Below are 11,150 nucleotides of genomic sequence, written 5' to 3' on the forward strand. Positions count from 1 at the left end.
GGCCCGGGCGTCGGCGAAGGCAGACTGGCTGTCTGTCGAGGCGGCGCCCGGGCCGCAGGCGAGCTGACACCGCGGCCCCCACATGTGAATACTAAAGACGGGGTGATGCCCAGAAGGCTCGCGGTGCGTGCCGCGCGGCTTGCCAAGGCGACCAGCCTTCCCGGCGCCACGCAACACGCACCGCGAGCCTTCTGGGCATCATGCCGCCTTCGTTGAATAGATCAGAGCACCCCTATGAATCGCGCCATGAGCGAGCAGGCAGGTTTCGATATCCGGAAATTCCAGCGCTGGAAGCGCCCCTTCGAGGTGGGCGTCTGGTTGCTGTCCATCCTGCTCAATACCGTGTTCAACGGTTTGGTCGCCTGGTTCGACACCGTATATCGAGCCCATCGCACCTCCGGCATCGAGCCGTGGATCTGGGAGGTGAGCAGCGGCCTGACGATCCTGGCTCTGGTGCCGCTGGTGGTCATGGCGGCGCGGCGTTGGCCGTTCCGGTTCGACAGCTGGCGGCGCAGCCTGAAGGTGCACCTGTTGCTCAGCGTCCCGTTCAGTCTGGCCCATGTCGGGATCATGGTGGCGCTGCGCCACCTGGCCTATGCCGTCATGGGCAGCCAGTACGATTTCGGTAGCGATTGGCTGCAGCAGTTGGGCTACGAGTACCTCAAAGATATCCGCACCTACTTCCTGTTCGTCGGGCTGATCTCGCTCTATGGCTTCGTGCTGCGCCGCCTGCAGGGCGAGGCGAGCCTGCTCGCAGAGCCCGACGTGGGTCCGCCGGTGGAGCCGGTGGAGCGGCCGGAGCGTTTCCTGGTGCGCAAGCTGGGCAAGGAATTCCTGATCGCCGCCCGCGAGATCGAGTGGCTGCAGGCTTCAGGCAACTACGTGAACCTGCATGTGCGCGGGCGCGACTATCCGCTGCGCGCCACCATGGCCGGGATTGAAGATCGCCTTGATCCCGGACGCTTTGTGCGAGTGCATCGCAGCTACGTGGTCAACCTCGATTACCTGGCCGAAATCGAACCGCTGGACACTGGCGATGCCCGTTTGTCGTTGCGCGACGGCGCGAAAATTCCCTGCAGCCGGCGCTACCGCGCGTTGTTGCGGGAGCGTTTCGGTGAGGCCGTAGTCACCCTGTAGGAGCCCACCCTGTGGGCGAAAGCCCTGCGCTAGCAGGGCCGATGTTCTAAAGGCGCGGCCCTATCGGGCCGTTTCGCGCACAGGGTGCGCTCCTACAGTTGCGCCGTCCTGCTAGCCGTTCCACTCTAAGCGCCTTCTTGTCACCGGACCTTGCCGATGAACCTGCCGCGCTTCCGTTCCGTCGCTACCGCCCTGGGCGTCATGCTCGTGTTTGCCGGCTGCACGCCGTCGGGTGATCAGGCGGCTCCGGCAGCCCAGGCGCCGGCTCAGGCGCAGGCCGATGAAGCGGCGAAGAAGCTGGACACCTACCATCAGCTGTTGCGCATCGGTAACGACGAAATGGCTACCACGATGGGCAAGGACATCGTCAGCCGTTATCCCGACAGCGCGGCGGCCAAGGAAGTGCAGCAGAGCCTGCCCGAGATCGAAAAGCGCTGGAAGGAAACCAGCGAGAAGAATCGCCTGCAGGGTTTGTGGCTGTATCAGGTGTCGCCGATGCAAGGCGGCACGCAATCCACGGCCACCATCTATAGCAGCCAGCCTTCCGGCAACGATCGCGTGCGCCTGGTGCTGCGCCGGCATACCGAGTGGGGCCAGAACGCATTCCTCTACAGCGGTGGTGCCCATGGCTTCGTGTGCAAGGCCAATTGCACGCTGCACACGGTGGTGGACGGCAAGGACACCGGCATCAAGGCCTTCGCACCCAGCACCGGTGAGCCGGCGCTGATGATCCGCGATGACAAGGCATTCATTGCCATGCTGGAGAAGGCGAAGAAGATCACCATCGACGTCACCATGCAGGATGGCGAGAAGAAATTGCAGCTGGTGTATGAAGTCGGTGGCTTCGATCCCGCCAAGTGGCAAAGCGTCAGCAAGGGCAAGAAGAAATGAATGCCCGTTCATAAGGAATGTGCACTGATCGGGGCATCGCGCGTTCTTGCGATAGTCCCCCACACGGAGGTCGTCCCCATGTTTGCCAAACGTCTTTTGATCGGTGCAGTACTCGCCACGTCGCTGGCTGCCTGCGCCAGCGTGCCTTACGCGCAGCGTATGAGCGATCGTCAGGCAGCGTATGCCGCCGCCGCCGGCGAGCCGGTACGCAGTTTCCGCTTCTTCGAGCTGTATTCGTGGGAGCCGCTGGGCAACAGCCAGCTCGCCGTCTACACCCGGCCGAATCAGGCATGGCTGCTGAGTGTGAGCGGGCCTTGCCCGGATCTGGAATTCACCAACGCCATTGGCCTCACTTCCAACATGAGTGAAGTGTCGATCAACTTCGACAAGGTGCTTACCGGTCGTACCTTCCCTTGCACCATCTCGCAGATCCGGCCGATCGATGTCGCCAAGATGAGGGCAGTGGAACACGAGCAGCGCAAGATCGAGGCTGCGTCGCGTCCGCAAGATCCCGCCGCCAAGAACTGATGTCCGAGGTATGAGCGAGCCTGAAATCTACTGCCCGTTGTGCACCTGGCGTCCGGCGGGCAGTAGCCGCTGGCGGTGTTCATCGATGATGGGTGGATGCGACACGGTGTGGAACACGTTCTGGACCGGTGGCGTTTGCCCGGGTTGCAGCTACCGCTGGGAAATCACTATTTGCCTCGCCTGCAAGAAGTTCTCGCCGCACGAAAACTGGTATCACTGGCCGCCGCGGCCGATCGACGAGATCGAGCGACAACTCGAAGCAGAACGCTCGTAACGCTGTCGCAAGCAGTGAGCCGTCCTAGTTGAGAAACAGCCTTTCGGCGATCCTCGCCAGCGGCTTTTCCACCAGATGCTGCACGCGTGGCGGCAGGTCCAGCGGTTTGAGCAGCATCTTCACCGTCATCTCGGCCGGGATGTTCCGGCGCAGCAGCGCTTGCGCCCGGCCGGTGATGCGCTTGAACTCGGCCTGGTCCTCCTTGTGCTGCGGATAGCACTGGTTGAACACGTGGCGCAGGGCGATGTCGCTGTCCTCGCTCTTGATCTCGTTCACCCGCTTGAGGATGGTGCGGAACACCTTGTAGCGGCCGAAGCCCTCGCGTTCGCGGTACAGCCGGTAGTGATGGTAGAAGTGCTTGAAGTGGCGCACTTCGTCGCTCTTGATGCGGTTGGTGAGCTGTTTGAGCACCGGCTCGTCGGTGATGTCATTGAGGGCGCGGTACAAGCTGGCGGTGCCGGTCTCCACCACGCAGCGCGCGGCCAGTTCGAGGCCGCGGCTGGTCTCCAGCTGGTCCGTGGTGCACACCGCGCCGTACTCTTGCCAGAACGACTGAAAGCCGCGCTCCCAATCGAACTCCGGCCATACCTTTCTCACATAGGCAGCGAGGGCGCGGCCGTGCTGCAACTCCTCGTGCTCCCAATGCTGGCTCAGCCAGGTCTGCAGGGTCTCGTCGCCAGCGAAGTGGTCGACGAGGTTGTGCGTATAGAGGTCCGAGCCGCTCTCGACGAAAGAGGAGCTGCAGAGGAGAAAGAAGAGGTCTTCGTTGTGGCGGATTCGCTCGAATTCGATCCGATCGAGGTCCAGGCTTTCCAGACTCCAGGGCAAGGAGATGTTGTAGCTCACGCGGGATTTCCTGTGCGGGCCCGGGCCGGTTCGTTACGGGGCGTACGCCGGCCTGGCATGACTGTTCTGTGACAACAGCATACGACGAGACCGCCGCGGTGGATTAATGCCTACCGACCTATAGCGAGCGCCTGGTCTGGACGAGTAAAGGTCCGGGCGTGATATATGGCCAAGCCGGCCGGTTCCGGCGAGTTGAGACGGTGCGCGCAGGAGCGCGCACGACCAGCGGAGCTGGCCCGAAGGGCACGCACTATGGATGGTGCGAGTAAAGGGAAGCAAAGCCCTCTTCAACACTACTGTCAGGGCACCACGGTCACTGGCACGCGCGCACCGGCCAGCACGTCGGTGGATACCGAGCCGAGCAGCCAGCGCGCCAGTGCACCGCGTTCGGTGTGGCCGATCACGATGTGGTCGATGCCGTGTTGCTTGACCTGCTGCAGCAGCGCGTCGCCTGGATTGCCGGGGACGACTTCCACGTCGATGAGCGCTTCCGCCTCTGGCGCCATGGTCTTCAGTTCCGCCAGCAGTTCGTTGGCGCGCTGAGCACCGGAGTCGGCCATCACCAGTGCGCAGGTATCCGCAGCGCCTTCGATCAACTTCACCGCGTTCACCACGCGTACCCGGCCACCGCCTGCGCGTGCCAGCTCGACCGCGTAGCGGAACGCACGCTGCGACGAAGCGGAGCCGTCATAGCCGACCAGTGCGTATTTGAGCATGAGGTTGCCTACCTGGCCTTACTCGGTGACTTCGTGGCAGCGATGCTCGACATGGGTGTTCTTGGCCTGCTGGTGCTCCTCGATTTTCTTGCCCGCATAGCCGCCGCCCACGGCGCCGGCCACCGTCGCCAGTGTCCGTCCCTTGCCACTGCCGATCTGGTTGCCCAGCAAGCCGCCGGCAACGCCGCCGATCGCCATGCCGGCGATCTGGTTGGAGTCTTTAGGCGTGTCCTGCACGGTCACGTCTTCGCACACCGTGCGGGTCCTTGGCTGGGTGACGGCGGTGGACTTGGTCGTCTTGTGTTTGGTGGTCTTGTGTTGGGGCGTGGCGTGATGGGCTGTCGTGCTGCTCGTCGCGGGCGCAGGGTTGCTAGATGGGGCGGTGGTTTGAGCGTAAAGGTCGCTGCTGGCGAGCAGCAGAAGAGACAGGCCAGCGGCGAGTGCGGTCTGCAGTTTCATGGCGTCCTCTCCCTTGGTGACCTTGGGGGAATAAGTCTGCGCGCAGCCTTGTTAGCGACAGATCAACGAGCCCGCGAAAGCGGGCATCCACGCCGCAATCACATGCAGTAGCGAAGTCTGAACATCGCCACTCGCCCTTGCCGGACCGTTCAGCGGAGCGGTCTACCATGGCCAGTGCACCAACCCTTACTACCGCGAAAGGAGATGACCATGATCAAGCGTTCTATGGGAATGGCAGCGCTGATATTGGCGGTCGCAGGCGGCATGACCGCATGGCCGGTGACGCATGCGCAGGCGGCTGAGGCGAGCGTGGATTGCGACCTCAAGTTCAACCTTACCGGTTGGTCGATCCTGTACAAGCACGCCGAGGGCTCGGGCGCGATTAGCTGCAAAAACGGGCAACATTCGGCAGTGAAGATCAACGTCGTGGGCGGCGGCCTTACCGCAGGCAAGTTCCGCATCGACAACGGCAAGGGCGAGATCACCCACGTTCGTGGCATCGAGGATGTCTTCGGCGACTACGTGCAGGCGGGTGCCGAGGCTGGCGTGGTCAAGAGCGGTACGGTGCAGCTGTTGACCAAGGGCACGACCTCGTTGGCCCTGGAGGGTACGGGCGAAGGCATCAACCTGGGCGTATCGGTGGGCAAGTTCACCATCAGCAAGCCGTAAAAACATGATGGCAGGTTGACGAAGGGCGCCATGGGGCGCCCTTCGTCGTTGCTACGCGTACACTTCGCCTGCTTACCCCCACATCTGGAGTCACGTCATGCGCCGTAACGTCCTGCTACTCATGTTGATCCTGCTGGTTGGGCTGATGGCCCCCGCGTTCGCCGACGAGGCGCCCACGGCCTTGCCGCAGTCTGGTCAGGCCGCGCCCGATTTCCGCCTGCAAGACCAGAACGGTAAATGGCACGCAGCGTCCGATTATCGCGGCCACTGGCTGGTGCTGTACTTCTATCCCAAGGATTTCACGCCGGGCTGCACCACGGAGGTCTGCACCTTCCGCGACGACATCGCCAAGCTGCGCAAGGCCGGTGCCGATGTGGTGGGTGTGAGTCTGGATGACGTGAAATCGCACGCCGAGTTCGCCGCCAAGTATCACGTGCCGTTCCCGCTGCTGGCCGATGCCGAGCGCAAGATGTCGGAAGCCTATGGCGTGCTCACCTCCAAGATGGGTATGCACTACGCCAAGCGCACCACCTTCATCGTTGACCCGCAGGGCAAGGTCGCCAAGGTCTACCAGGATGTCGACCCAGAGAAGAATTCCGCCCAGGTGCTGGCGGATCTGGCGACGCTGAAGGCCGCGTCCTGATGCCATTGAAGGCTCATGGCCATGCGGCAAATCCCTTTCCGGGGTTTGCCGCATGGCGCCTGGTGCTGTGGTTGTTGCTCATGCTGGCAGTCTTTGGTTGCCTGCAGTACGCGCGTCACGCCGAGTACATCTATCTCGCCGCCTCCCTCGCGGTGATTGTGGTCAGCGCCGGTTGCATCCTGCGGCAAGCGTGGGCGCGCGACGCCATGCGCGTGGTGGCGGTGCTGCTGGCCGTGTGGTCACTGGTCACCGGTGGGGTGATGCTGACGCAGTGGAGTCAGCTCGAGGAAGCCAGGCAGGCGGCACAAGCCCAGCCACAGATGGCCGAGCTGGCGATGATGATGGTCGAGCGCGCTCGCCGTACCTATCAGATCGTGTTGGTGTTCAAGGCGATAGCTGTGCCCGTGATGCTGTGGCTGGCCTGGCAGCTTGGGCGCCCGTCGGTGAGCGCCCAGTTCAGAACACGGGGAGCATGAGCGGATTCAGCGAAGGTTGGTAAGCGGCAGGGTATCGCTGCTTTCTTCGTTATTGAGGATGTTGCATGCGCCGGTCCCCGCTTCTGTTTTCTCTGATCCTGGCTTTTGGCAGCGTTGGCCTGCACGCGCAGGATCTGGCCACGACCTGCCAAGCCAGCAGCAGCTACGACCTGACGCTGAAAGCCGCCAGCGTGATGTTCGATCGGCCGCAGCCGGCGCCGTTCCATGTTGAGCTGCAGGATGGCAACCTGCGTACCGATGGCGCGCCGGTGCATTTGAATGCCGAGGATCAGGATCGGCTGGCGCTGTTCGAACGGGAGTTGCGCGCGCTCGCGCCACGCGCCAAAGCGGTCGCGCAAAACGGCGTGGATATCCTGGCCCAGGCGGTGCGCGAAGAAGCTGCTGGCATGGGACTTGGCGCTGACACACAGGCCGAACTGAACCAACGCCTCGCCTCGCGTGTGGCGGAGCTGAAGCAGCGCATCGCTACCAGCAATAGCACGCATGATTGGCAGGGCGACATGGCCGACCAATACGCCAGCCAGATCGCCAGCGATCTGTTGCCCTTGCTGGCTGGCGACCTCGGCCAGCAGGCCGTTCAGGCGGCCCTGAGCGGTGACCTGCAAGCCGCTGCCAGCCTACGCGATCGTGCCTCCGATCTCGCCACCCAGTTGCGTCCGCGACTGGAGCGCCGGATGCAGGCCTTGCGCCCACAAATCCAGGCGCTGTGCCCCTCGATCCGGCACCTGGCTGAATTGCAGCAGGGTGTACGCGGGGGTAAGGGACAGCCGCTCAACCTGTTGCAGATCGCTCAGTAACAACGGGAGCTGAGCGATCGAGGGCTTGGCCGGGCGGATTAATGTCTTGCTAAGTGAGCGAGTTCGAGGATAGCGACGGTCTGGTCTCATCCCTCGAACCGCCCGGAGGCGGTCACCGTGTCGCATCTCAACCACCCGCTCTATAACGCCCTGATCCGTCGCGGCATCGACGATCGCGACCTGCATCGGCGGGCGATGGCGCAGGTGCGCGACCCGGCGCTGCAGATGCTGCTGTTCGAAAACCTGCAGACGCTCGACTCGTTGATCGACGACCTGCAAGGCCAGGTTCGTGCCGACGGCGGCGTGCCGGCCGAACACGGCAGCATGGCCGGGACCCTGCAGAGCCTGCTGGCGGACGTTTTCACTCGTTTCTCCGCGCATCGTGATACCGCCTGGGTGCAACGCCTGGCGAGTCACGAGTGCGGTCTGTTGCACAGCTTCGAGCGGCGTTTGCAGCGGGCGCCGGTGGAATCTCGCGGTGTGCTGGGACGCCAATTGAGTCGCCTTTACGGCATGCACAAAGATATGCACTGTCTCGCCGGGACCACCCACGGTTGAGCGATGACTATGCCTACGGCGCAGGACCTGCTGGATTTCTGGTTCGATTCCGCCCATGAGGTGCGCTGGTTCGACCGTGATGATGCTTTCGATGCCCGGATACGCGAACGCTTCGGCGTACTGCATGCCAAAGCCGCGCGCGGCGAACTCGCCGCGTGGGCGGAAACGCCTGACAGCTGGCTGGCACTGCTGATCCTGCTGGACCAGTTCAGTCGCAATCTGTATCGCGATGATTCACGGGCATTCGCCTGCGATCTGCAAGCGCAGACACTGGCCCTTGCCGGCATTGTGCGCGGCCATGACACGGCGTTGCCGTTGCTCCGCCGGAGCTTTGCTTACTTGCCGCTGGAACATGCCGAGGATGCCGCCCTACAGCAACGCTCTGTCGACCTGTTTGGCGGTTTATGCACGCAGGCGCCGAACGACGAGCGTTATGCGGACTACCTTGGCTATGCGCGCCGCCATCAGGCGGTGATCGATCGTTTCGGGCGCTTCCCCCATCGCAATGCCATCCTCGGTCGGCGCTCAACGCCGGCCGAGGAAAGCTACCTCGCCGAACCCGGTGCAGGTTTCTAGTCTTACTCATCTCGAGGAAAGGAGATCCGTCATGCGTCGCTATTTGCTGATTCCGCTGTTGCTGATCAGCCTTGCCGCCGATGCCACGAGCACATTGCGCGTTGGCAGCCAAGTATTGACCGTGGGAGACAGCGCCCTGCGCGCGATACAGCTGTTGGGCGAGCCCGAATTCAAAGAGCCGGTGGAGAACGACGAAGGCGCTTATCTCGGCGAGCGCTGGCAGTACCAGCGCGACAACGGCCGAATCACCATGATCACCATCATCTACGGCAAGGTCAGCCTGATAGAAGACCGCTCGCGCTGACACGAACAACTCGGCAAGTCCTACAACCTCGGCTGGTGTGGCGCGGATGCCGCCCTGATTCTGGCGCGGCTATGGTTTCCCGACACGTGCCGTTGCCGTGGCTGACTGGGAATGTTTATGCGCCGGATTTTCTTGTTGGTGTTGTTGGCGTGGGCATGGGATGCCCGCGCCTCCGACACGCTGCGGGTCGGCAACAAGGTGCTGACCACCGGCGATAGCGCCGCACGGGTGGTTGAGCTGCTCGGTAAACCCACGCATAAGGCGCGTGGGAACAAGGCCGGCAGTGGCAAGTCCAGCAGCGCCAAGCACAAAGGGAAGAAGCCCGAGGCGAAGGGGGGCGAGCGGTGGCAATACCGGCGCGGCAGTCGTACCACCACGATCACCATGGTGGACGGCAAGGTGGCTCATATCGATGAGCGGGGGTAGTGCACGTGGCGGTGGCGTCGAGCGTCATGCGATAAAGGCGGCGATCCAAGGGGAGGCCGTTCTATGTCGCAGTATTCGTCCACGCAAGGTCCATCGGCTGGCAGCCTGCTAAGGGCCCGAGTCGAGGGTGGACACGGCAAGGTCACCAATATCGAGTTGTTCTTCGATTTGGTCTTTGTCTACGCGATCACGCAGCTCTCGCACACGTTGTTGCAGGCATTGAATCTGGTAGGCGCCGTCCACGTACTGCTGTTGTTTCTGGCCGTTTGGTGGGTATGGGTGTTCACCGGTTGGATCACCAATTGGCTGGACCCCGAGCGCCTTGCCGTCCGCGTGATGTTGTTGGCACTCACCTTCGCCGGCCTGCTGTTGTCGACCTCGTTGCCCGACGCGTTCGGCGAGCATGGCCTGCTGTTCGCAGGTGCGTTTGTGGCCATGCAGGTGGGCCGGACGTTGTTCATGCTGTGGGCGATGGGTCGGGACGCGCCTGCGGCGAACCGGCGCAACATCATCCGCATTGCCGTGTGGCTGTCTTGCTCTGGCGTGTTCTGGCTGATCGGCGGATCATTGGGAGGCGAAATCAGGTTCGCCTTCTGGGTGGTGGCGCTGACCATCGAATACCTTGGCCCCGCTGCGTATTTCTACGTGCCGGGCCTAGGCCGTTCGAGTACTGCCGAGTGGGACGTGGAGGGTGGTCACCTGGCTGAACGTTTCAGCCTGTTCGTGATCATCGCGCTGGGCGAATCGGTGGTGGTGACCGGTTCCAGCTTCGCCCAGACGGCGCGGCAAGCCGATACGATCTTCGCTTTCGCCGTCGCCTTTCTCGGTTGCGTGGCGATGTGGTGGATCTACTTCGACCTCGCTGCCGACCGCGCCAGTCACGCGATCCGCCACTCCTCCGATCCGGGGCGCACGGCGCGGCTCGGCTATACCTATCTGCATTTGTTGATCGTGGCTGGCATTGTGGTGAGTGCCGTGGGTGATGAGTTGAGCCTCAGCCAGCCGCATGCGCGCTGCGATATCGCCAGCGTGGCGGTGCTGATCGGTGGTCCTGCGCTCTATTTGTTGGGCAATGCGCTGTTCAAGATGACCGTCAACCAGATCAGCTTTCCGCTGTCGCACCTAGTCGGACTGGGCCTGCTGGTGCTTCTGGTGGCACCCGCCTTTCTGCTGTCGGTGCTGTGGCTGTCGGCGCTGACCACCGCGGTGCTGATTCTGGTGGCGGCATGGGAAACGCTGTCGTTGCGCTCGGTGCGTCGCATGTTGAGCGAAGAGGCGAGTCACTGATTTGGTTTTGCTCCCTCTCCCCCGTTTACCGATTTGTGCACGGGGGAGAGGATTGAGGTGAGGGTCGGGTGCTCGCGATAACCTCTCACCGTCGTCACCCCGGCGTAGGCCGGGGTCCAGTGGCATTGCCGTTTGATGTTCGCGTTGTCGCAACCTGGTTCGCCTGCGGCGGGCTTTCGAACCGCTGCCGCGGTCCGAGTCACTTTTCTCTGCTTGCCCAGAGAGCTGACCACCGCGGTGCTGATTCTGGTGGCGGCATGGGAAACGCTGTCGTTGCGCTCGGTGCGTCGCATGTTGAGCGAAGAGGCGAGTCACTGATTTGGTTTTGCTCCCTCTCCCCCGTTTACCGATTTGTGCACGGGGGAGAGGATTGAGGTGAGGGTCGGGTGCTCGCGATAACCTCTCACCGTCGTCACCCCGGCGTAGGCCGGGGTCCAGTGGCATTGCCGTTTGATGTTCGCGTTGTCGCAACCTGGTTCGCCTGCGGCGGGCTTTCGAACCGCTGCCGCGGTCCGAGTCACTTTTCTCTGCTTGCCCAGAGA

The 11,150-nt window shown here is 62.9% G+C and carries 16 protein-coding genes; 13 read left to right on the forward strand and 3 right to left on the reverse strand.

Annotation, left to right across the window (positions count from 1 at the left end; translation table 11 throughout):
* Positions 1–246 precede the first annotated feature (246 nt).
* From OUZ45_RS13175 to OUZ45_RS13190, 4 genes are all read left to right on the forward strand, one after another.
* On the forward strand, positions 247–1,137 hold the full coding sequence (locus OUZ45_RS13175) for a LytTR family DNA-binding domain-containing protein (protein WP_266170580.1): 891 nt from the start codon (positions 247–249) through the stop codon (positions 1,135–1,137).
* Between the two features lie 156 nt (positions 1,138–1,293).
* Positions 1,294–2,028, forward strand: a complete 735-nt coding sequence (locus OUZ45_RS13180; protein ID WP_266170581.1) for a hypothetical protein — start codon at positions 1,294–1,296, stop codon at positions 2,026–2,028.
* Between the two features lie 78 nt (positions 2,029–2,106).
* Complete coding sequence (locus OUZ45_RS13185; RefSeq protein ID WP_266170582.1) at positions 2,107–2,556, forward strand: DUF6491 family protein; 450 nt, start codon at positions 2,107–2,109, stop codon at positions 2,554–2,556.
* A gap of 10 nt (positions 2,557–2,566) precedes the next feature.
* On the forward strand, positions 2,567–2,830 hold the full coding sequence (locus OUZ45_RS13190; RefSeq protein ID WP_266170583.1) for a hypothetical protein: 264 nt from the start codon (positions 2,567–2,569) through the stop codon (positions 2,828–2,830).
* A 24-nt stretch (positions 2,831–2,854) separates the two neighbouring features.
* Here the strand turns inward: OUZ45_RS13190 and OUZ45_RS13195 are convergent, their stop codons facing one another.
* The 3 genes from OUZ45_RS13195 to OUZ45_RS20775 form a co-directional block, all read right to left on the reverse strand.
* The gene (locus OUZ45_RS13195; RefSeq protein WP_266170584.1) at positions 2,855–3,676 is read right to left on the reverse strand and encodes a ferritin-like domain-containing protein; all 822 of its coding nucleotides are present in this window, start codon (positions 3,674–3,676) and stop codon (positions 2,855–2,857) included.
* Between the two features lie 299 nt (positions 3,677–3,975).
* Positions 3,976–4,392: a universal stress protein gene (locus tag OUZ45_RS13200; RefSeq protein ID WP_266170585.1), complete on the reverse strand. Its 417-nt coding sequence runs from the start codon at positions 4,390–4,392 to the stop codon at positions 3,976–3,978.
* Positions 4,393–4,410: 18 nt separating this feature from the next.
* Positions 4,411–4,851, reverse strand: a complete 441-nt coding sequence (locus OUZ45_RS20775) for a glycine zipper 2TM domain-containing protein (protein ID WP_323137553.1) — start codon at positions 4,849–4,851, stop codon at positions 4,411–4,413.
* Between the two features lie 210 nt (positions 4,852–5,061).
* On the opposite strand from OUZ45_RS20775, the gene OUZ45_RS13210 reads away from it, so the two are divergent.
* From OUZ45_RS13210 to OUZ45_RS13250, 9 genes are all read left to right on the forward strand, one after another.
* Positions 5,062–5,520 (forward strand): hypothetical protein, encoded by a 459-nt coding sequence (locus OUZ45_RS13210; protein ID WP_266170586.1) that lies wholly within the window; start codon positions 5,062–5,064, stop codon positions 5,518–5,520.
* 97 nt (positions 5,521–5,617) lie between these two features.
* Complete coding sequence (locus OUZ45_RS13215) at positions 5,618–6,163, forward strand: peroxiredoxin (protein ID WP_266170587.1); 546 nt, start codon at positions 5,618–5,620, stop codon at positions 6,161–6,163.
* Complete coding sequence (locus OUZ45_RS13220; RefSeq protein ID WP_266170588.1) at positions 6,163–6,639, forward strand: hypothetical protein; 477 nt, start codon at positions 6,163–6,165, stop codon at positions 6,637–6,639. Before OUZ45_RS13215 ends, OUZ45_RS13220 begins: the two co-directional genes overlap by 1 nt.
* 65 nt (positions 6,640–6,704) lie before the next feature.
* Positions 6,705–7,457, forward strand: coding sequence for a DUF2884 family protein (locus OUZ45_RS13225; RefSeq protein WP_266170589.1), 753 nt, complete (start codon positions 6,705–6,707; stop codon positions 7,455–7,457).
* Between the two features lie 117 nt (positions 7,458–7,574).
* Positions 7,575–8,015, forward strand: a complete 441-nt coding sequence (locus OUZ45_RS13230; RefSeq protein ID WP_266170590.1) for a PA2169 family four-helix-bundle protein — start codon at positions 7,575–7,577, stop codon at positions 8,013–8,015.
* Positions 8,016–8,018: 3 nt separating this feature from the next.
* The gene (locus OUZ45_RS13235) at positions 8,019–8,591 is read left to right on the forward strand and encodes a DUF924 family protein (protein ID WP_323137554.1); all 573 of its coding nucleotides are present in this window, start codon (positions 8,019–8,021) and stop codon (positions 8,589–8,591) included.
* Positions 8,592–8,622: 31 nt separating this feature from the next.
* Positions 8,623–8,895 carry a DUF2845 domain-containing protein gene (locus OUZ45_RS13240; protein WP_266170591.1) on the forward strand — a complete coding sequence of 91 codons (273 nt, stop codon included), beginning with the start codon at positions 8,623–8,625 and terminating at the stop codon, positions 8,893–8,895.
* A gap of 117 nt (positions 8,896–9,012) precedes the next feature.
* Positions 9,013–9,321, forward strand: coding sequence for a DUF2845 domain-containing protein (locus tag OUZ45_RS13245; RefSeq protein ID WP_266170592.1), 309 nt, complete (start codon positions 9,013–9,015; stop codon positions 9,319–9,321).
* A 63-nt stretch (positions 9,322–9,384) separates the two neighbouring features.
* A complete protein-coding gene (locus OUZ45_RS13250; protein ID WP_266170593.1) occupies positions 9,385–10,608 on the forward strand; it encodes a low temperature requirement protein A in 1,224 nt (407 codons plus the stop codon).
* Positions 10,609–11,150 lie beyond the last annotated feature (542 nt).

It is taken from the genome of Dyella subtropica (assembly GCF_026283965.1).
GTDB lineage: Bacteria > Pseudomonadota > Gammaproteobacteria > Xanthomonadales > Rhodanobacteraceae > Dyella_D > Dyella_D subtropica.